Genomic DNA, 19,674 nt, shown 5'->3' on the forward strand with positions numbered 1-19,674 from the left:
CCGGCCGGCAAACCAGCATGCCATCAGAAGGTGCGACCATGTCAAACAAAGAGATAACCGGTGCTGAGATCCTCCTCGAAAGCCTGAAGAAGGAAAAGGTGGACACCCTCTTCTGCTATCCCGGCGGCGTCGTGCTCAAGATCTTCGACGTGCTCTACGAGCAGAAGGACATCCGCATGATCCTGCCGCGGCACGAGCAGGGAGGCGTCCACATGGCGGACGGCTATGCCCGCTCCACGGGGAAGGTCGGCGTCGCGCTCGTGACATCCGGCCCGGGCGCCACGAACGTGGTCACGGCCCTTGCCACGGCGTACATGGACTCCATCCCGATCGTGGTGTTCACAGGTCAGGTGCCGACCGCGCTCATCGGCAACGACGCATTCCAGGAGGCCGACATCGTCGGCATCACGCGCCCCTGCACCAAGTACAACTTCCTGGTCAAGGACGTGAATGACCTCACGCGGACCGTCAAGGAGGCTTTCTATATCGCCTCGACGGGAAGGCCCGGTCCCGTGCTGATCGACCTTCCCCGCGATGTGGTCACGGCCAAGGCAGAGTTCCACTATCCCGATAAGGTCGAGATCAGGAGCTACAACCCGACGGTCAGCGGCAACAAGTGGCAGATCAAGCAGGCGGCCGAGGCGATCGCGAAGGCGAAGAAGCCCGTGGCCTATATCGGCGGCGGCGTGATCCTCTCGAATGCCGCGGACGAGGTCCGCGAATTCGCCGAGATCACCAGGATCCCGGTAACCCACACGCTGATGGGCATCGGCGGCTTCCCCGGCACCCATCCGCTGTCGCTCGGCATGCTCGGCATGCATGGGACCTATTACGCCAACATGTCGATCCACAACTCGGACCTCATTGTCGCCATCGGCGCGCGGTTCGATGACCGGGTGACCGGCAAGGTGGAGGGGTTCGCGCCTGAGGCCAAGATCATCCATATCGATGTCGATCCCACGTCCATCAGGAAGAACGTGCGCGTCGACATCCCGATCGTCGGCGATGTACGGCACGTCATGATAGACCTCAACAAGGAACTGCATAAGAGCAAGGAGCCCTGGGAGGCGATCCGGAAGAGCTGGCTCAAGCAGATCGATGCCTGGCGCGAAGAGCGGCCCCTCACGTACGAATATGCCGACGATGTGATCAAACCGCAGTTCGTGGTCGAGCAGCTCTACAAGATCACCGGCGGCGATGCCATTATTGTGACCGACGTGGGCCAGCACCAGATGTGGGCGGCCCAGTACTACAAGTTCGACAAACCCCGCAACTGGTGCACCTCCGGGGGGCTCGGGACCATGGGATACGGGTTCCCGGCGGCCATCGGCGCCAAGGTCGCCCACCCGGACAAGAACGTGTTCAGCATCTCCGGGGACGGCAGCATCCAAATGAACATCCAGGAGCTCGCGACGACGATCGAGAACAACATCCCCGTCAAGGTCGTGATCTTGAACAACCGGTTCCTCGGCATGGTGCGGCAGTGGCAGGAGCTGTTCTACCAGGAGCGGTATTCGTCCGTCGACCTCGGCAGCACGCCCGACTTTGTCAAGCTGGCCGAGGCCTATGGAGCGATCGGACTGCGCGCGACCCTGCCCTCGGAAGTGGAAGCGGTGCTGAAAGAGGGGCTGAAGGCGAAGAGGACGGTCTTCATGGACTTCGTGACCGCGCGGTACGAGAAGGTCTTCCCCATGGTGCCGGCCGGCGCTTCCATCCACGAGATGATCTTCGGGGAAGAAAAGAAGAAGGAAGAGAAGAAGCTGAGAGCGGTGAAATAATGTATCTGCTGACAGGCTTGCAAGCTGGCAAGCTACCGAAACGACAGGGGATCATATGAAACATATCATCTCGGTTCTGGTAGAAAATAAATTCGGCGTGCTGTCGCGGGTATCGGGCTTGTTCAGCGGGCGGGGATTCAATATCGAGACGATCTCGATCGGGCCCACACTCGACTCCACGATCTCACAGATGACGATCGTGACAACGGGCGACGAGCGCATCCTGGAGCAGATCATCAAGCAGCTGAACAAACTGATCGATGTCATCAAGGTGACGGACCTCGCGGAAAAGGAGTTCGTCGAGCGCGAGATGTGCCTGATCAAGGTCAACGCGCCGAACGAGAACCGGGCCGAGGCGCTGCGCATCGGCGATATCTTCCGCGCGCGGGTCGTCGACTCGACGCAGAAGAGCTACACGTTCCAGGTGACGGGCGACGAGAAGAAGATCGAGGCGTTCATCGAGCTCCTGAAGCCCATGGGCATCAAGGAGATCGTCCGGACCGGCAAGGTGGCCATCACTCGTGAATAATGCGGGGTGTGATCTGCAGGAAACGGGACGGAAGCGGGGAAAATACATTTCCCTGATCATGGTTGCGGCGGCGCTCATTGCCGGCCTTGTGTCCGGCTGTGCCCGCAAGGGGCCGATCCTGGTTAATTTTTCCTATGCGCAGCAGCAAGGATCGACCGTGGAACAGACGCCGAAGGCCATCGTCGGGATCAGCCCCTTCAAGGACGAACGCGGGAAGCCTGTGTCGGTCGCGGGCAAGCGGTTCGACTCCCTGAATGACTCGGTCAACGACCTGGTCGTCCAGGGAACCGTGTCGGAGAAGCTCACGAAGGCGCTGGACAGGGCGCTGTCAGCGCGCGGAATCGCCTGGAGGGATTCCGCCGCATGGGACCTGACCGAGGCGGGAGTCCCTGCGGAGGGAGCGACGCTGGTGATCGGCGGCGAGATCAAGACGCTCTGGGTGGAGTCGCTCACGGCATTCGCGAACACGAAGGTCACGGCAAAAGTGGAGCTTCGCATCGTGGCCGCCGATCCGGTCCAGAAGAAGATCGTTCGCGTCCTGAACGTGAACAGCATGATCGAACGCTCGAGGGTCAATTATACGACCACATTCGTCCAAGAAACGATGACGGAAGCGCTGACGGCGGCGATCAATCAGCTCTTCCAGGATGAGGAGCTGCAGGCCAGGTTCAAGTAAACGGATGAAACCATTGCTTAGCTCGTGAAAGGGGACAGGATGAAAATTTTCTACGACAAGGATGCCGATCAGAATCTGCTGAAGGGCAAGAAGGTGGCCGTGATCGGCTACGGGAGCCAGGGGTTTGCCCATTCCAACAACCTGAAGGAGAGCGGCGTCGATGTGATGGTCGGCCTCCGGAAGGGGAGCAAGTCCTGGGAAAAGGCGGCGGGGGCCGGGCTCAAAGTGGTCGAAGTGGCCGAGGCAGCCAAGGCTGCTGATATCATCATGATCCTCGTTCCCGATGAACTGCAGGGCGGCATGTACCGGAAGGACATCGAGGCCAACATCAGGAAGGGGGCCTACCTCGCCTTCGCGCACGGGTTCAACATCCATTTCGGCCAGATCGTGCCACGCGAGGATGTGAACGTCTTCATGGCCGCCCCGAAGAGCCCCGGGCATCTCGTGCGCTCCCAGTATACGAAGGGCGAAGGCGTTCCGGGCCTGATTGCCATCCATCAGGACCCGTCGGGCAATGCCAAGGACATGGCGCTCGCCTATGCCTGCGCTATCGGCCTGGGCAGGGCGGGCATCATCGAAACCTCCTTCCGTGAGGAGACGGAGACGGACCTCTTCGGCGAACAGGCGGTGCTCTGCGGCGGCGCCACCGCCCTGATCATGGCCGGCTACGAGACGCTGGTCGAGGCGGGATACGCACCGGAGATGGCCTACTTCGAGTGCCTCCACGAGCTCAAGCTCATTGTGGACCTCATCTATGAGGGCGGCATCTCGAACATGCGGTACTCGGTCAGCAACACCGCGCAGTACGGCGACCTGACGCGCGGGCCTCGGGTGATCACCGAGGAGACGAAGAAGGAAATGAAGAAGATCCTGCACGAGATCCAGGCCGGCCAGTTCGCGAAGGAATGGATGCTCGAGAACATGGCGAACAAGCCGACCTTCAACGCGCTTACGAAGAAAGGCCAGGCCCATCCCATCGAGGAGGTCGGGGGGCGCCTGCGCAAGATGATGCCCTGGCTGCAGAAGAACAAGCTGGTGGATAAGAGCAAAAACTAGAAGATCCCCTGGCCACGGATGGGCACGGACCTGCGGGGATGAAAAGCAAAGAGATAAGCTCATTGTCATCCGTGTCCATCTGTAGTGACAACAGGAATTTAGTATGATGAAAAATCACGGAATACCCGTTGCAGCCGAGGGCTGGCCCTTTATCGTCCCGCTCGCGGTCGTTACGATCGTGCTGTTCGTGCTGGGCTGGAAGAACACGGGCTTCGTTCTGCTGGTGCTGACGCTGTTCGTCCTCTTTTTCTTCCGCGACCCGGAGCGGACCGTGCCGGATGAAAACGCTGTCGTCGTATCCCCGGCTGACGGCCGCGTGATCGTGGTCAAGGACGTCTACGAACCCACATACCTGAAGCAGGACGTGAAGCAGATCAGCATCTTCCTGTCCGTGTTCAATGTGCATGTGAACCGCTCGCCGATCGGCGGCACGGTCGAGTCGGTCCAATACAATCCCGGCAAGTTCCACGTGGCCTCCGTGGACAAGGCATCACTGGACAACGAGCAGACGGCGATGGTGATCGCCAACGGGAAGAGCAGGGTGCTTGTGAAACAGATCGCGGGGCTGATCGCTCGGCGCATCGTCTGTTATGCCAGGCCGGGCGATCGGATCAGCAAGGGTGAGCGGTACGGCCTCATCAGATTCGGCTCGCGCGTCGACCTCTTCCTCCCGAAGGATGCCGAGCTCAAGGTCAAGGTCGGCGACCGCATCAAGGGCGCCCGGGACATCATTGGAGTGCTGAAATGAGAAAAGGGATATATATCCTCCCCAACCTCCTTACACTGATGAGCATGTTCCTGGGCTTCTACTCGATCGTCAGGTCCTTCAATGCCGAGTACGATCTCGCGGCCTGGGCCATCATGGCGGCGACCATCTTCGACGTGCTCGACGGGTGGGTGGCGAGGCTTACCCACACGGCGACGCGGTTCGGGATCGAGATCGACTCCCTGGCGGACGTGATCTCCTTCGGCGTGGCGCCGGGCATTCTGGTCTACACTTGGACGCTGCAGTCCTTCGGCCGGCTCGGATGGCTGGGGTCCTTTTTTCTGGTGGCCTGCGCGGCGCTCAGGCTCGCCCGCTTCAATGTGCAGATGGGCAGCACCGAGAAGAAGCATTTTACCGGCCTCCCGACGCCCGCCTCGGCGCTGGTGATCGCGACCACGGTGGTCGCCTATGAGGAGATCATCCAGATCTTCGAGCGCTTGAGGCTCGATCGGCTCGCCAACGCCGTCCGGATGGATTACTGGGTCCTGGCCCTGACGTTCCTGCTGGCCGGGCTCATGGTGAGCAACATCACGTACCACAGCCTGAAAGAGGCGAACCTGAAGGAGCGCCGGCCTTTCGGGATCCTCGTGGGCATCGCGGCGTTCCTGGCGGTGGTCGCCTATCATCCGGCGCTGGTCCTTTTCCTGGTGTCCATCTCCTATATGCTGGTGGGGATCACCGAAGCGCTGTACAAGTTGTTGCTGAAACCCAGGGAGGCCTCTGCGTAATCGGGTTCTGTCGGAAAACGGTTATCGCGGTAAAGGGCTGAGAGATCACGGGAGCAACGGGATCTCTTTTTTTCTTTCTCGTACAGAATGCGTCGGATGAGCTGAATCACGACGCGGAGGGAAACAATGAGCACCATCATACGAATATTCGATACCACGCTCCGAGATGGGGAACAGTCCCCGGGCGCAAGCATGAATGTCGAGGAAAAGATCACCCTGGCAAAACAGCTCGCCCGGCTCGGCGTGGACATCATCGAGGCGGGGTTCGCCATCAGCTCGCCCGGCGACTTCGAGGCGATCAGACGCATCGGCGCCGAGGTGGAGGGCCCGGTCATCTGCAGCCTCGCCCGTTGCAGGAAGGAAGACATCGACCGCGCCTGGGAGGCGCTCAAAAACGCTCCGAAGCGGCGCATCCACACCTTCCACTCGACGTCCGACATCCATCTGCAGCATCAGTACCGGATCTCGCGCGGAGAAGCGCTGAAGCGCTCCGTGGAGATGGTCAAACATGCCCGTACGTATGTAGAGGACGTGGAGTTCTCTCCCATGGACGCCACGCGCACCGAGACTGCTTATCTGCATGATGTGGTTGAGGCCGTCATCGAGGCCGGGGCCACGACCGTGAACATCCCGGACACGGTGGGATACGCCATGCCCGAGGAGTTCGGCGCGCTGATCAAGGGGATCAGGGACAAGGTGAGGAACATCGGCATGGCGGTCATTTCGGTCCATTGCCACAACGACCTCGGGCTCGCCGTCGCGAACGCGCTTGCAGCGATCCGGAACGGAGCCGGGCAGGTGGAATGCACGATCAACGGCATCGGTGAACGGGCGGGTAACTGCTCCATGGAAGAAGTTGTCATGGCGCTCAGGACCAGAAAAGACCTCTTCCACGCGGAGACGAAGATCCGCACCGAAGAGATCACCCGTTCGAGCAGACTCGTGACCAAGATCACCGGCATCCCGGTGCAGCCGAACAAGGCGATCGTGGGCGCGAACGCCTTTGCTCACGAGTCCGGCATCCACCAGGACGGGCTGCTGAAGGAGCGCACGACCTACGAGATCATGACGCCCGAGTCGATCGGCCTGGTCAAGACAAATCTTGTGCTCGGCAAGCACTCGGGCAGGCATGCGTTCCGCGACCGGCTCAAGGACATGGGATACGAGCTCTCCGACGACGAACTGAACAAGGCCTTCGAACGGTTCAAGCGGCTCGCGGACCAGAAGAAGGAGGTGTTCGACGAGGACCTCGACGCGATCGTGTCCGATGAGATGCAGCAGATCCAGGAGGTCTATGTGCTCAAGAGCCTGCACGCCGAGAGCGGTACGGGAAGCACACCGACCGCTGTCGTCGAGATGCTGGCGGACGGAAAGACCATGAAGCAGACAGGCCAGGGGGACGGACCCGTGGACGCAGTTCTGAGGACGATCGCGACCATCACCGGTACGAAGAGCAGGCTCGACGCCTACCTCGTGAAGGGCATCACCGGCGGTACGGACGCCCTGGGCGAGGTGACGGTGAAGGTCGAGGAAGGCAGCAAGAAGGTCGCCGGCCACGGCGCGGACACTGACATCATCGTGGCGAGCGCGAAGGCCTATGTGAACGCCTTGAACAAGCTGGAGTACTGGAAAAAGGGGAAAGGGAAGAGCAGCGCATAGCCGGGGAGAGCGGAACAGGCGGCCTTATTTCATTCCCGTTCCTGCCTGGCGCCGGCACTTCGCGGGACGTTCCCTTTCGCCAAGGCGAACACCGGTAATAATTTGCAGGTCCGTTCCGGGGACATGCGGGTCAGTGGAAAAAAAGAGGAGAGAAACAAGGAAAAAGGGTTGAATCTGACAAGGGGATATTGTATATTCAAAAACCTATGATGACCATTACGGAAAAGATACTGGCCGCCCACTGCGGCAAAAAAGAGGTCAAACCCGGCGAGCTGATCAATGCCAGGCTCGACCTCGTTCTGGCGAACGACATCACCGCGCCGATCGCGATCAAGGAATTCCGCGCCGCCGGGGCCAAAAAGGTGTTCGATCCCTCGCGGATCGCGCTCATCCCGGACCACTTCGCGCCGAACAAGGACATCGCGTCTGCGGAGCAGTGCAGCATGCTCCGGGAGTTCTCCCGCGCGCATGACCTGTCGCTCTATTTCGAAGTCGGAAGGATGGGCGTGGAGCATGCGCTCCTGCCCGAGCAGGGCATCGTTGTCCCCGGTGACGTGGTGATCGGCGCGGACAGCCACACCTGCACCTACGGGGGGCTCGGCGCGTTCTCCACGGGTGTGGGAAGCACCGATGTGGCCGCGGCCATGATCACGGGCGAAGCCTGGTTCAAGGTGCCCGAGAGCATGAAGTTCATCTATACGGGAAAGCTCGGCAAGTGGGTAGGCGGCAAGGACATCATCCTGAGGACCATCGGCGATATCGGAGTGGACGGCGCGCTCTACCGGGCCATGGAGTTCACCGGCGAGGTGATCAAGAAGCTTCCCATGGCCGGCAGGCTCACGATCTGCAACATGGCGATCGAGGCGGGCGGAAAGAACGGCATCATCGAACCCGACGAGATCACCGAGAAGTACGTTGCGAAGCGGGCCCAGCGCAAATACAAGTTCTACAAGAGCGACAGGAAGGCAAGCTACGCGGACGTGCGCGAGTACGACCTCACGGGCATGGAACCCCAGATCGCCTGCCCGCACCTGCCGGAGAACGTGAAACCGGTCAGTCAGCTTGGTTCCGTCAACATCGATCAGTCCGTGGTCGGATCCTGCACGAACGGCAGGATCGAGGACATCCGCGAAGCGGCCAAGGTGATCAAGGGCCACAAGGTCCATCCCTATGTCCGCATGCTCGTCATCCCGGCCACCCAGGCCGTGTACAAGCAGTCCATCAAGGAAGGGCTCGTCGATATCTTCATCGACGCAGGCGCGGCATTCAGCACGCCAACCTGCGGTCCCTGCCTCGGCGGCCACATGGGCATCCTTGCAGCCGGAGAGCGGGCTATTTCCACGACGAACCGGAACTTTGTCGGCCGCATGGGCCATCCCAAGAGCGAGGTCTATCTCTCGAACCCGGCGATCGCCGCGGCATCGGCAGTACTCGGCAGGATCGGACGGCCGGAAGAACTGAAATAATAAAGGGCAACCACACCCTGCACTCGCGGTTCCACTCGTAAACGCTGGGTGCAGGCAGAGGACTCAGGGAGAACCAATAAATCCGGTGTTTTTCTCCGTGATCCCTGTGGTGAAAGAGGTTTTCAATGAAATTCAAAGGCAATGCATGGAAATTCGGGGCCGATGTGGACACGGATGCGATCATCCCGGCCCGCTATCTGAGCACATCCGATCCCCAGGAACTGGCCAAGCACTGCATGGAGGACTCGACGAACCCGGACTTCATGCAGAAGATGAAGCCCGGCGACATCATGATCGCGGACAAGAACTTCGGCTGCGGCTCGTCCCGCGAGCACGCTCCCATCGCAATCAAAGCGGCAGGCATCTCCTGCGTCGTTGCCAAGAGCTTCGCGCGGATATTCTACCGGAACTGCTTCAACATGGGACTGCCGATCTTCGAGAGCTCGGAGGCTGTCGACGGGATCAAGGAAGGCGACCAGATCGAAGTGGACGCCGACGCCGGCGTGATCCGGAACCTGTCGTCGAGCAAGACCTTCAAGGTTGCTCCGGTGCCGGCCTTCATGCAGGAACTGATCGCGGCCGGCGGGCTCATGGCATACACCAGGAAGAAGGCGGGCCTGCGTTGACAGCCTGCTTCAAGCTGATGAGAGCGCTCCAACCCAAGGAAGAGCATCCTGCCGGCACTTCTCTCTGCAACCCCTGCGTGTACTTCAGCAAGAACCTCGACCCCATGAAACTGCAATCGGACGAACCCGTACGGCATGACGGCTGCGGTCTCGGTTTTCTCTCCGGAGACGAGGGGTGCAACGAGATGCGGACGAACAATTGCAGCGCGGGAAAAAAGCAATACTTCATTTCTCGCAAAGACGCAAAGAACGCGAAGTGAACAATGAGATCTAGACCACTGCATCTTTGCAAGTGACCGGTCTTTAATTCTCTTTCAGGAGCCATAACAGATGTCCAAGACCTACAAGATCGCAACGATCCCCGGTGACGGGACCGGGCCCGAGGTGGTGAAAGAAGCCATGAAGGTCCTGAAGGCCGCTGCCGCAAAGGGCGGGTTCAAGCTCGAGTTCACCGAATTCGATTTCGGCGGTTTGCGGTATCTCAAGACCGGCGAGACGCTGCCGGACAGCGCAATCGGCGAATTCAGGAAGTTCGATGCCATGTTCCTCGGCGCGATAGGCCATCCGGAGGTGAAGCCGGGCATCCTCGAGACCGGCATTCTGCTCAAGATACGCTTTGCCCTTGACCAGTACATCAATCTTCGTCCGGTGAAGCTCTATCCCAATGTCGAGACGCCGCTCAAGGACAAGGGGCCCGAACACATCGATTTCGTGGTCATCCGCGAGAACACCGGCGGCATCTACACGGGCCATGGGGGCGCCACCCGCGTGGGCACGACCGAGGAGATCGCGACGCAGCTCATGGTGTATGACCGCCGCACCGTGGACCGGTGCCTCAAGTATGCCTTCGAGCTCAAGAGGAAGCGGAATGCACTGAACGCGAAATACGCCGCAAAACCGATCACCCTGATCCACAAGCGCAATGTGCTGACCCATTGCGGGGACCTGTGGTACCGTGCGTTCGAAGAGATGGGCGGGAAGCAATATCCGGAGCTCAAGCGCGACTACAACCACGTTGATGCCGCGAACATGTGGTTCGTGAAGAATCCCGAGTGGTTCGATGTGGCGGTCACGGAAAATCTCTTCGGCGATATCATCACCGACCTCGGTGCCATGATCCAGGGCGGACTGGGCGTGGCGTCGGGCGGGAACATCAATCCCGAAGGCGTGTCCATGTTCGAGCCCATGGGCGGCAGTGCACCGAAGTATGCGGGCCAGAACGTGATCAATCCCATGGCGGCGATCGGTGCGGCCATGATGATGCTCGATTCGCTGGGAGAACCAAAATCCTCCCAGGCCATTGAATCGGCCATGATCGCGACCATGAAGAAAATGAAAAGCCAGGCAGCCGGGAAGATGGGCATGTCCACGACCGAGGTGGGGGACATGGTGGCGGGGATGTTATAAAGGGGTACAGGATTCCCTATGTATATTCCTCTGTTGTTCATCACGGTTGCTTCGGGCCTTCTGCTTTACAGTTTCCTGGTAAAGATGCTCTCGTGGCTGACCGTTGCGGTTGCGGCACTATTCTATACGCAAGGGGCCCGCGGCATACTGCTTCGCATCAGGAGTAAGTCCAGCCCAAAGTGCCAATCTGTACTATCTGCTAGAGAAATACAGTTGATAGCAGCAGGCTATTTGTTGTCGGCACTCGTATCCTTGTTGTCCTGGCTGAAAGGTGAAGGATGGCTTGGTTTTATTGCAGCAGGAATAGCGATCTTCTCCGCAGCTCTGTGGCTTTTTGTTTCCCGGAGATTGCGATCGATGGAATGATGCTGTCGGGAACTTGAATCTTACGAGGAGCGTTGCAATGATGCGAACAGGTTTTATCGGCTGGCGCGGCATGGTGGGCTCGGTGCTCATGGGCCGCATGAAGGAAGAGAGGGACTTCGACCACGTTGACCCGGTGTTCTTCACCACGTCGAACGTGGGTGGGAAGGGGCCGGATATCGGGAAGGATGTTGCCCCGCTCAAGGACGCGAAGAATGTCAACGAGCTGAAGGCCATGGATGCCATAATCTCCTGCCAAGGCGGCGAGTATACGAGCGAGATCTATCCAAAGCTGCGCGAGGCAGGCTGGAATGGTTACTGGATCGACGCGGCATCAACGCTCCGCATGACGAACGACTCGATCATCATCCTCGATCCGGTCAATATCAATGTGATCAGGAACGGTCTTGCCCGGGGCGTCAAGAACTACATCGGCGGCAACTGCACGGTCTCGCTCATGCTGATGGCGCTGGGCGGCATCTACGAGCGCGATCTCGTGGAATGGATGAGCGCGATGACGTACCAGGCCGCCTCGGGCGCGGGCGCGAACAACATGCGTGAGCTGCTGAAGCAGATGGGTTCAGCCCACGGATCGGTCAAGGGACTCCTGGATGACCCCTCCGGCGCGATCCTGGAGATCGACCGCACCGTCGCCGACCATGTCCGTTCCGACGCCTATCCCAAGGAATTCTTCGGCGCTCCGCTCGCCTGCTCGCTCATCCCCTGGATCGACAAGCAGCTCGACAACGGTCAGAGCAGGGAAGAGTGGAAGGGCCAGGCCGAGACGAACAAGATCCTGGGCCGCGAGAAGAACCCGATTCCGATCGACGGCACCTGCGTGCGCATCGGCGCCATGCGCTGCCACAGCCAGGCGCTTACGATCAAGATGAAGAAGGATGTGCCGCTCGACGAGATCACGGACATAATCGCGAAGCACAACAAGTGGGTGAAGGTCGTGCCGAACGTGCGCGAGATCACGATGCGGGAGCTGACGCCGGCGGCGGCCACGGGCACGCTCACGGTGCCCGTGGGCAGGCTCCGGAAGATGAACATGGGTCCCACGTTCCTGAACGCGTTCACCTGCGGCGACCAGCTCCTCTGGGGTGCTGCCGAACCGCTCAGGAGAATGCTCCGGATCGTGGTGGAGAAATAAAGCATAAGACGTTAACCACGAAGTACACGAAGAATTTCTTAAAGGAAGGTCAGAGTTTTTCTGAGGCTTGAATCTTTCCTTCGTTCTCTTCGTGACCTTCGTGGTTAAGAAGGCTTGCTTTTTCGAAAAATGCTTAAAAAAAAGAGTAAATACGTCGTCGCCATCGCGGGTGCTACCGGTGTCGTCGGCAGGGAGATGCTCGAGATTCTGGAGGAGCGTCATTTCCCGGTCGCCGACGTCGTGCTGCTCGCGTCGGAACAATCCGCCGGCGATCGGGTGGAGTTCGGCGGCAAGTCCCGGACGGTCAAGCAGCTCGCGAAGGATTCCTTTGAGGGTGTTGACATCGCGCTCTTCTCAGCGGGTTCGGATCGCAGCGTCGAATTCGTTCCTGCCGCGGTGCGGTCGGGGGCTGTCGTCGTGGACAACTCGAGCGCCTTCCGCATGGACCCCGGGGTCCCGCTCGTCGTTCCGGAAGTGAACGCACATGCCCTCGGGAAGCACGCCGGCATCATCGCCAACCCCAACTGCTCCACGATTGCCATGGTCATGGCGCTCAAGCCGATCCATGATGCTGCTACGATCAGGCGGGTTGTCGTAACCACCTTCCAGTCCGTGTCCGGCACGGGCAAGAAGGCCATGGATGAGCTCGCCCAGCAGACCGTGGCGCTCTTGAATTTCCGGGACGTGGAGACGAAAGTGTATCCCTATCAGATCGCGTTCAACTGCCTTCCCCATATTGATTCCTTCCTGGACAACGGCTATACAAAGGAAGAGATGAAGCTGGTTAACGAAACGCGGAAGATCCTGGAAGCCGATTCCCTTCGCGTGACGGCCACGACGGTCCGCGTGCCCGTGTTTCGATGCCACTCGGAGTCCGTTAACGTCGAGACGGAGAAGAAGATAACTGCCAACGAGGCACGCGCTCTGCTGTCTGCGGCTCCCGGCATGCTCGTGTACGATGATCCGGGGAGGAACCTCTATCCGCTCGCGATCGACGTTGCGGGAAAGGACGAGACTTACGTGGGCAGGATCCGGGAGGACGAATCGGTCCCGAACGGGCTCAATCTCTGGATCGTGTCGGACAACCTGAGGAAGGGCGCCGCGTTGAACGCGGTCCAGATCGCGGAGATGCTGATAAAGTAAAGAAAACAGGAACCCGGAGGACAAAGGACCGATGAAAAACGGTCTGGCGTCCGGCTTCTGGCCTTTGTGCACTATTCTATGTACAAGCTCATTTCAAAACTGTTCGACAGGCTTGAGCGGGGACTCAGCCCCAGGGACAAGACGGTCCTGATCTCCCTCCTGCTCGTCATCTCGGTGCTGGGGATCATACTGGCCGTCCGGTACTACAATTACATCCAGAAGAACCCCGAGTTCTGCAACAGCTGCCACTTGATGGAAGAGGCCTATACGGCGTGGAAGCTCTCGGGCCACCGGAACATCGTCTGCCAGGACTGCCACCAGCTTGGCATGATCGAGCAGAACCGGCTGCTGGTCAAATTCATCTTTACGACGGACCGCAAGACGCCCGAGCCGCATGGGAACGAAACACCCTGGAAGGCCTGCACGAGGTGTCACTGGGATGATGCCTCGCAGGGATCGGTGAGCGTGAATAAATCAACGGGCCACGCGCGGCACGTATTCACGGAAAAGCTGACCTGCAAGGATTGTCACAGCAGGAAGGTGCATGCATTCAGGCCTGACCGTGACGCCTGTCTGCGCTGCCACAAGGATTGGAAGATCCACGGAGTGGGGATGGAGGACATTTCCTGCCTCCGGTGCCATGCGTTCTCGCCAAAGAAACAGGAAGCGTTCATCCCGGACCGCGAGCGATGCCTGAGCTGCCACCGGAAATCGTCAAAGACATCGTTCCCTGACAAGGTTCCCATGGCGCGCCTGAACTGCTACGAGTGCCATAAGCCGCACGCGCGCATCAAGCCCACGGACGAAGATTGCTACCGCTGTCATACACGGGAAGTTCTCGAGGCGCATAATCCCGCTGCCCATCGCGGGAACAGGTCATGCAAGACCTGCCATATCCCCCACCGGTGGACGGCCCAATAGCCAGCCCTGCTGCCTATCGGGATTTGCGGGTTTTTTTCGTGCCGCTCAGGAAGAGCTCGTTCGGCCGGATCTTGTAGATCCGGCAGAGCGTCATGAGCTTCATGAGGCTCGGATTCGTCTCTTTGCCGGATTCCAGGCGGGAGATATAGCCCTGCGTGATCCTTCCCCGCCTATCCACGGCTTTTTCCGACATCCTCGCCACTTCGCTCATGGACAGCTTGTTCTTGATGCGCATTTTTTGGAGTTTTTCGGCTAGTGTCATATTTCATTTATACATGGCTTTGAACAGTTTGTCAACAAAAAGTTGCAAAATATTTTTATATTGGTTGTTTAAAAATGCAAAGATTTGTGCTATAGTAATTTTGTTAACATATTAACGGGTTTTGGTACCTTCAATAGTTTCAAAAGGTTGAAACCTTATGAGTGGAGGTTGAGCTATGTACAAGATTGATGTCTTGGAGAAAAAGCGTTTGGAGAGGGGTCTCAGCTACACCGAAATCGCTGACAGGCTCGGCATGCATAAGGTGACGGTATCGCGAACCTTGAAGGGTGTGACCATGAAGCCCAGGACGGTAAAGCTTCTGGCAGACTATCTCGGTGTGGAAATGGAAAGAATCGTGCAGTAACCGCAGCGCACCGGTTCGCTTCTTTTCCGTTCCATCGGAAATACTGATCCTGGACTCATTCTGCAGGAGGGTAAGGTTGAACAAACCTTACCCTTTTTGTTTTTGTTCCCGTCCCTGAATGTGGTACTATCGCGCATCGTTTACCGGAGGATTGATGACCGATTTCATGAGCGTTGCGTGCCAGGCCGCGCGGACAGCGGGCTCCATTTTGCGGGAGAACCTCGGCGGTGCCCGGGAGATAACGTATAAGGGCGATATCAACCTTATGACAGAGATGGACATGCGGTCCGAGCGGGCGATCGTCGGAACGATCAGCGCCGCCTTTCCGGAGCATGGCGTGATAGCGGAGGAGGAAACGGACCTGCGGGGCGGGTCGGAATTTCGCTGGATCATCGATCCCCTGGACGGGACCACGAACTACGCCCATGGTTATCCCTGCTTCTCTGTCTCCATCGCGCTCGAACACCAGAACGAGGTCATCGTGGCCGTTGTTTTCGACCCGATGAGGGACGAGCTCTTTTCCGCCCAAAAGGGTTCAGGTGCTTATCTGAATGACAGGAAGGTGCGCGTCTCTTCCGTTGACACCCTGATCCGGAGTCTTCTGTCGACGGGTTTCCCCTACGATCGAACCGTGAGCGACAGGAACAACATGGACTTCTTTCATGATCTGCTCATGGCCTCCCAGGAGGTCCGCCGGGATGGGTCTGCGGCTCTTGACCTGTGCTCCGTGGCTGCCGGCCGGTTCGACGGGTTCTGGGAGCTCAAACTGAAGCCCTGGGACGTGGCAGCCGGCAGCCTGATCGTGCGCGAGGCCGGCGGGGTTGTGTCGGACCTTGCGGGAAATCCGGTTTCCCTCGATGCAGGCGAGATCCTCGCGAGCAACGGCAGGATCCACCAGCAGATGGTCGAGGTGCTTCAAAATGCCGTAAGGCGTAAGGCGTAAGCATGCTCCAGCCAAAGGAGTGGCACAATATCTTCCCTTGTTTCCATATCCCGCTGTTCTGACTACGATCGCGATCGAATCCAGGACGCAGTTCGCCGGTCCGTGGTCCTGCTCGGCGGGATTGCGGCATTCATCAGGCCCGGCGAACGCGTGCTTATCAAGCCCAATCTCCTGAAGGCGAGCCCGCCGGACAGGGCCGTGGTAACGCACCCCGAGATCCTTCGCGCCGTCATTCGCCTTGTTCATGAGGCGGGCGCCGAGGCCGTGGTGGGCGACAGTCCGGGGTTTGGCGAACTCCGCCGGGTCTGCGAGAAGTCGGGCATCCTTGAGGTCATCGAGGAGGAAGGAGCGGATCTGGCGGACTTTGAGCAGGCGGTCAAGATCAAGAACCGCGGCCAGTTCCATCATTTTGAGATAGCCCGTGCGGTCCATGACGCCGATGCCGTCATCAACGTTCCCAAGCTCAAGACCCACGGCATGATGACGATCACCGGCGCGGTCAAGAACCTGTTCGGCTGCATCCCGGGAAGACGCAAGGTCCAGTGGCATTTCAACGCCGGCGTAAACCGCGAGGCCTTTGCGCGGATGCTGGTCGAACTGTGCGCACTGATCAAGCCTCGTCTGACCGTGATGGATGCGGTCGTGGGCATGGAAGGGAACGGACCCGGGAGCGGCGACCCCCGGACGATCGGGCTCGTACTGGCCGGAGCGGACCCCGTTGCCGTGGATGTGGTCTCGGGGGCTCTCCTCGGCGCGGACCCCGCGCTGCTGTATGTCATCAGGGCTGCGGCCGAGGCCGGAATCGGAGAGACGCATCTCCACAGAATCGCGGTTTCCGGGGAGTCTCTTGGCGCGGTTTCGGTCAGGGGCTTTCGGCTCCCGCCCCGGGAACATCTCGAATGGCGCCTGCCCGAATGGGCCCGCGGGCTTCTCAAGGACGCCCTGACCACACGGCCGGTCATCGATCACGGGGCCTGCATCCGGTGCGGGATCTGCCAGGGACACTGCCCTCAGGGAGCGATCAGTGACGCGGGAAAACAGCTCGAGATCCGCTACCGAGACTGCATCCGCTGCTTCTGCTGCCAGGAGTTCTGTCCCCAGGGCGCCATCACTGTCGGCAGGGGATGGGCTCTCAAGATCGTGAGATAGGCATCCCGTTCAGCCCGGGGACTCATCCCTCTTTTCCCCGGTGTCATCTTCCTTTGCTCGATCGTCTTCCCCGGGTTCAAGCTCCGCTGCGACCTTGTCAGGGTCCAGGTCAAGAACCTCTTCGTCACCGATCTCATAGAACTGATCCTGTCCAGCGCTTGCGGGATCGCTGCCGCGCTCCAACAACTCACGATACACGAAGGGTTTGATGGTGACCGGAAGGGACGGATCCGCGTAGAGCTCGCGGAGATCCACAAGCTTCATGTCCTTCAAAAAACGGATCGATGTCGACAGGGGTGTATGGGTATTCCGGACCAGCGAGTAGCGGATGAGCGGGCGGCGCGACCAGACCGAGTGCTGTGAGATCAGGAGGATCGTTTCCGGTACGGTATCCACACGGGCGATGACCTTGAACAGGTGGGCCTCGACGAGGTGCGGATTATTGAGGCAGAGCCGGACCACCTCCGGGATCCGCTCCTGGAGCAGTTTGAGCAGGACCGCGCCTGCTGCCTTCTTGGCGAGCGTCTTCTTGTTTCCCAGCGGCATGGTCGGGATGCGCTCGGTGAGCATGCTCTCGACCTTGTGCCGGAACACGGAGGGGACGTGGGGGCTGCGCGTTAATTCCTCGAGGTCGAAGACGCGGAGAAAACGCGCGATCGAAAGGGACACCGTGAGCGGCGACCGGGGGTTCCTGGCAAGGGCAAGCTTGACGGGATAACTCTCGGACCAGCGCCTGTCCTTTGCGATCATTTCCAGGACATCGGAAGGAAGGTTCTTTCTGCCCGCCACGATCAGGACATCCTCCTCGGTCACATTTCTGCCCTGGAGGAGAGACCTGACCACCCGGGGAGACGGATCGTGGATATACAGCCGGACTTCATCGGCTCCCGCAGCGGACGCCCGCTCGACTCTTGTCTCCTCCGGCTCGTTCATGGTCCCATTATACGAAGTTTCAATTCTATGTAACAGCAAAATGATAATGTCCTATTCTGGCAAAGTAGAAATGTCCTATTTTAAGTTACAATGCCCCGATGCAATTGGAGGGGAGTGTGACGAAAAAGGACATGATTACTATGAGCCGGAGAGAGTCAAAAAGGCTGCACGTTATCCACCAGGCATTGGATAAGAGGATCACCCAGGCCAAGGCTGCGGAGCTTGTTGGTCTGAGCAGCAGGCAGCTTCGGCGGATGCTCAAACGGGTACGAGAAGAAGGAGACGATAGCATCAGCCATCGATCCCGCGGCAAGAGCTCGAATCGTCGTGTCCCCAAGAAGATCAAAGAGAAAGCACTTACGCTGTATCGGGAGAAGTACAATGATTTCGGCCCTACCTTTGCCAGCGAGAAGCTTCTTGACGTTCATGCAATCAAAGTAAGCAAGGAGACTCTTCGTCTATGGCTGAATAAGGAAAACATCCCTTATGAGAAGCGCAAGGGTAGAAAGCATCGGCAATGGCGCGAGAGAAAGCATCATTTCGGTGAGATGGTCCAGATGGATGGTTCCCATCATGACTGGTTCGAAGGCCGGGGTCCTGAGTGTGTACTAATGGGATATATTGATGATGCCACAGGAACGGTGTCTGGTCGTTTCTATGACTATGAAGGGACGATGCCAGCCATGGACAGCTTCAAGCGGTATATCAAGCGCTACGGCATTCCCCAGAGCGTCTATTTGGACAAACACTCAACGTATAAATCCCCGGCCAAGCCGAGCATCGAGGATGAGTTGGAAGATAAAAAACCCATGAGCCAGTTTGAGAGGAGTCTAGCAGAGCTCGTGGTAACGGTCCACCATGCTAATTCACCCCAAGCAAAAGGCAGAGTAGAAAGAAGTTTTCGAACGCTTCAGGATCGTCTGGTTAAAGAGATGAGGCTTGCCGGGGTTAACAGCGTTGAGCGGGCAAATGAATTCCTGATAAAATATCTGCCAACGCACAACACGAGATTCAAGGTAAAGCCCGTTTCGGAAGTCGATTTACACCGACTCGCGCTGTCCATGAGAGAACTCGACAAGATTTTCTGCATTCGCGAGGAGCGTACGCTGCGGAATGATTTCACCATCGCCTACAACGGCAAACTCTACCAAATCAAAGACGCCGTAAAAGCCCAAAAGGTCGCTGTCGAAGAACGCATGGATGGATCTCTACACATAAGTCACCGAGGCCTGGATTTAAGATACCGGGAGGTTAAGAAACGAGCAGCTAAAGAGAAGCTAGAAAAGCCGCTATTAATTGACAGGAAGTATCAACCGGCTGATCACCCATGGAAAAGACTCAGAAGAGCATCGGTACAACTTCCCGTTGCCTCCTAAAAGCGGACATTTTTACTTTGCTTAGAATAGGACATTTCTACTTTGGCTTGACATACTCTTTCAACATCGTTGACAGAAGATTAGTACTGACATATAGTTGTCAAAAAAACTTGCGTTTGCTAAACAACTTTCGAGGTGTGAAATAAATGCCTTTTTTCCGTACATATTTGATGTCTATCGCACTCTTAGCTTTGCAGATGCTACTATCAGGATGTGCAACATTTTTGGTGACCCAAAAGGTCGAGCCCCCGGAGAAGTTAATGCAATTCGATTCGGTATGCACTTCTAACTCTTATAAAGATGAAATCATTTTCAATTTTGTTGTTAACTTAGACCAGACTCGGGAAAACGAGATTTGGTGTGCGAAATTACCAGT

Annotated in this window: 21 protein-coding genes; 19 read left to right on the top strand and 2 right to left on the bottom strand. The window is 58.3% G+C overall.

Annotation, left to right across the window (positions count from 1 at the left end; genetic code table 11):
* Positions 1-38: 38 nt before the first annotated feature.
* From ilvB to VL197_07740, 15 genes are all read left to right on the top strand, one after another.
* Positions 39-1,778, top strand: coding sequence for a biosynthetic-type acetolactate synthase large subunit (gene ilvB, locus VL197_07670; protein HUJ17857.1), 1,740 nt, complete (start codon positions 39-41; stop codon positions 1,776-1,778).
* 55 nt (positions 1,779-1,833) lie between these two features.
* Positions 1,834-2,307 (top strand): acetolactate synthase small subunit, encoded by a 474-nt coding sequence (gene ilvN, locus VL197_07675; GenBank protein ID HUJ17858.1) that lies wholly within the window; start codon positions 1,834-1,836, stop codon positions 2,305-2,307.
* Positions 2,300-2,983 carry a hypothetical protein gene (locus VL197_07680; GenBank protein HUJ17859.1) on the top strand — a complete coding sequence of 228 codons (684 nt, stop codon included), beginning with the start codon at positions 2,300-2,302 and terminating at the stop codon, positions 2,981-2,983. The genes ilvN and VL197_07680 overlap by 8 nt, the downstream gene beginning before the upstream one ends.
* 39 nt (positions 2,984-3,022) lie before the next feature.
* Positions 3,023-4,039 carry a ketol-acid reductoisomerase gene (gene ilvC, locus VL197_07685; GenBank protein ID HUJ17860.1) on the top strand — a complete coding sequence of 339 codons (1,017 nt, stop codon included), beginning with the start codon at positions 3,023-3,025 and terminating at the stop codon, positions 4,037-4,039.
* Positions 4,040-4,142: 103 nt separating this feature from the next.
* Positions 4,143-4,787, top strand: coding sequence for a phosphatidylserine decarboxylase family protein (locus VL197_07690; GenBank protein HUJ17861.1), 645 nt, complete (start codon positions 4,143-4,145; stop codon positions 4,785-4,787).
* Positions 4,784-5,533: a CDP-diacylglycerol--serine O-phosphatidyltransferase gene (gene pssA, locus VL197_07695; protein HUJ17862.1), complete on the top strand. Its 750-nt coding sequence runs from the start codon at positions 4,784-4,786 to the stop codon at positions 5,531-5,533. Before VL197_07690 ends, pssA begins: the two co-directional genes overlap by 4 nt.
* A 126-nt stretch (positions 5,534-5,659) precedes the next feature.
* Complete coding sequence (locus VL197_07700) at positions 5,660-7,192, top strand: 2-isopropylmalate synthase (protein HUJ17863.1); 1,533 nt, start codon at positions 5,660-5,662, stop codon at positions 7,190-7,192.
* 209 nt (positions 7,193-7,401) lie between these two features.
* Positions 7,402-8,658, top strand: a complete 1,257-nt coding sequence (leuC, locus tag VL197_07705) for a 3-isopropylmalate dehydratase large subunit (GenBank protein ID HUJ17864.1) — start codon at positions 7,402-7,404, stop codon at positions 8,656-8,658.
* Between the two features lie 125 nt (positions 8,659-8,783).
* Complete coding sequence (leuD, locus tag VL197_07710; GenBank protein HUJ17865.1) at positions 8,784-9,284, top strand: 3-isopropylmalate dehydratase small subunit; 501 nt, start codon at positions 8,784-8,786, stop codon at positions 9,282-9,284.
* Positions 9,281-9,544 (top strand): hypothetical protein, encoded by a 264-nt coding sequence (locus VL197_07715; GenBank protein ID HUJ17866.1) that lies wholly within the window; start codon positions 9,281-9,283, stop codon positions 9,542-9,544. The genes leuD and VL197_07715 overlap by 4 nt, the downstream gene beginning before the upstream one ends.
* 70 nt (positions 9,545-9,614) lie before the next feature.
* Positions 9,615-10,691, top strand: a complete 1,077-nt coding sequence (locus VL197_07720; GenBank protein HUJ17867.1) for a 3-isopropylmalate dehydrogenase — start codon at positions 9,615-9,617, stop codon at positions 10,689-10,691.
* 18 nt (positions 10,692-10,709) lie between these two features.
* Positions 10,710-11,057, top strand: coding sequence for a hypothetical protein (locus VL197_07725; protein HUJ17868.1), 348 nt, complete (start codon positions 10,710-10,712; stop codon positions 11,055-11,057).
* Between the two features lie 37 nt (positions 11,058-11,094).
* Complete coding sequence (asd, locus tag VL197_07730) at positions 11,095-12,207, top strand: aspartate-semialdehyde dehydrogenase (protein HUJ17869.1); 1,113 nt, start codon at positions 11,095-11,097, stop codon at positions 12,205-12,207.
* 129 nt (positions 12,208-12,336) lie between these two features.
* Positions 12,337-13,350: an aspartate-semialdehyde dehydrogenase gene (locus VL197_07735; protein ID HUJ17870.1), complete on the top strand. Its 1,014-nt coding sequence runs from the start codon at positions 12,337-12,339 to the stop codon at positions 13,348-13,350.
* 78 nt (positions 13,351-13,428) lie between these two features.
* On the top strand, positions 13,429-14,271 hold the full coding sequence (locus VL197_07740; GenBank protein HUJ17871.1) for a NapC/NirT family cytochrome c: 843 nt from the start codon (positions 13,429-13,431) through the stop codon (positions 14,269-14,271).
* Between the two features lie 13 nt (positions 14,272-14,284).
* On the opposite strand, the gene VL197_07745 is transcribed toward VL197_07740, so the two are convergent.
* Positions 14,285-14,533: a helix-turn-helix transcriptional regulator gene (locus tag VL197_07745; GenBank protein HUJ17872.1), complete on the bottom strand. Its 249-nt coding sequence runs from the start codon at positions 14,531-14,533 to the stop codon at positions 14,285-14,287.
* Positions 14,534-14,708: 175 nt separating this feature from the next.
* Between VL197_07745 and VL197_07750 the strand changes: the two genes are divergently transcribed.
* The 3 genes from VL197_07750 (at position 14,709) to VL197_07760 (ending at position 16,989) form a co-directional block, all read left to right on the top strand.
* Positions 14,709-14,897: a helix-turn-helix transcriptional regulator gene (locus tag VL197_07750; GenBank protein ID HUJ17873.1), complete on the top strand. Its 189-nt coding sequence runs from the start codon at positions 14,709-14,711 to the stop codon at positions 14,895-14,897.
* Positions 14,898-15,051: 154 nt separating this feature from the next.
* On the top strand, positions 15,052-15,840 hold the full coding sequence (locus tag VL197_07755) for an inositol monophosphatase family protein (protein ID HUJ17874.1): 789 nt from the start codon (positions 15,052-15,054) through the stop codon (positions 15,838-15,840).
* Positions 15,841-15,942: 102 nt separating this feature from the next.
* The gene (locus tag VL197_07760; GenBank protein ID HUJ17875.1) at positions 15,943-16,989 is read left to right on the top strand and encodes a DUF362 domain-containing protein; all 1,047 of its coding nucleotides are present in this window, start codon (positions 15,943-15,945) and stop codon (positions 16,987-16,989) included.
* 9 nt (positions 16,990-16,998) lie between these two features.
* On the opposite strand, the gene VL197_07765 is transcribed toward VL197_07760, so the two are convergent.
* On the bottom strand, positions 16,999-17,922 hold the full coding sequence (locus VL197_07765; protein HUJ17876.1) for a hypothetical protein: 924 nt from the start codon (positions 17,920-17,922) through the stop codon (positions 16,999-17,001).
* A 116-nt stretch (positions 17,923-18,038) separates the two neighbouring features.
* Here VL197_07765 and VL197_07770 point away from each other — a divergent pair, with 116 nt between their 5' ends.
* On the top strand, positions 18,039-19,298 hold the full coding sequence (locus tag VL197_07770) for an ISNCY family transposase (protein ID HUJ17877.1): 1,260 nt from the start codon (positions 18,039-18,041) through the stop codon (positions 19,296-19,298).
* The last annotated feature ends 376 nt before the right edge of the window (positions 19,299-19,674 follow it).

It is taken from the genome of Nitrospirota bacterium (genome assembly GCA_035516965.1).
GTDB lineage: Bacteria > Nitrospirota > UBA9217 > UBA9217 > UBA9217 > MHEA01.

Excerpts from the sequence above, each read along its gene's own strand:
- VL197_07745 (HUJ17872.1), bottom strand. The coding sequence starts at position 14,533 with ATGACACTAGCCGAAAAACTCCAAAAAATGCGCATCAAGAACAAGCTG.
- pssA (HUJ17862.1), top strand. The coding sequence starts at position 4,784 with ATGAGAAAAGGGATATATATCCTCCCCAACCTCCTTACACTGATGAGC.
- leuD (HUJ17865.1), top strand. The coding sequence starts at position 8,784 with ATGAAATTCAAAGGCAATGCATGGAAATTCGGGGCCGATGTGGACACG.
- ilvB (HUJ17857.1), top strand. The coding sequence starts at position 39 with ATGTCAAACAAAGAGATAACCGGTGCTGAGATCCTCCTCGAAAGCCTG.
- ilvC (HUJ17860.1), top strand. The coding sequence starts at position 3,023 with ATGAAAATTTTCTACGACAAGGATGCCGATCAGAATCTGCTGAAGGGC.
- leuC (HUJ17864.1), top strand. The coding sequence starts at position 7,402 with ATGACCATTACGGAAAAGATACTGGCCGCCCACTGCGGCAAAAAAGAG.
- VL197_07765 (HUJ17876.1), bottom strand. The coding sequence starts at position 17,922 with ATGAACGAGCCGGAGGAGACAAGAGTCGAGCGGGCGTCCGCTGCGGGA.
- ilvN (HUJ17858.1), top strand. The coding sequence starts at position 1,834 with ATGAAACATATCATCTCGGTTCTGGTAGAAAATAAATTCGGCGTGCTG.
- VL197_07725 (HUJ17868.1), top strand. The coding sequence starts at position 10,710 with ATGTATATTCCTCTGTTGTTCATCACGGTTGCTTCGGGCCTTCTGCTT.
- VL197_07735 (HUJ17870.1), top strand. The coding sequence starts at position 12,337 with ATGCTTAAAAAAAAGAGTAAATACGTCGTCGCCATCGCGGGTGCTACC.
- VL197_07700 (HUJ17863.1), top strand. The coding sequence starts at position 5,660 with ATGAGCACCATCATACGAATATTCGATACCACGCTCCGAGATGGGGAA.
- VL197_07720 (HUJ17867.1), top strand. The coding sequence starts at position 9,615 with ATGTCCAAGACCTACAAGATCGCAACGATCCCCGGTGACGGGACCGGG.
- asd (HUJ17869.1), top strand. The coding sequence starts at position 11,095 with ATGATGCGAACAGGTTTTATCGGCTGGCGCGGCATGGTGGGCTCGGTG.
- VL197_07690 (HUJ17861.1), top strand. The coding sequence starts at position 4,143 with ATGATGAAAAATCACGGAATACCCGTTGCAGCCGAGGGCTGGCCCTTT.
- VL197_07755 (HUJ17874.1), top strand. The coding sequence starts at position 15,052 with ATGACCGATTTCATGAGCGTTGCGTGCCAGGCCGCGCGGACAGCGGGC.
- VL197_07750 (HUJ17873.1), top strand. The coding sequence starts at position 14,709 with ATGTACAAGATTGATGTCTTGGAGAAAAAGCGTTTGGAGAGGGGTCTC.
- VL197_07740 (HUJ17871.1), top strand. The coding sequence starts at position 13,429 with ATGTACAAGCTCATTTCAAAACTGTTCGACAGGCTTGAGCGGGGACTC.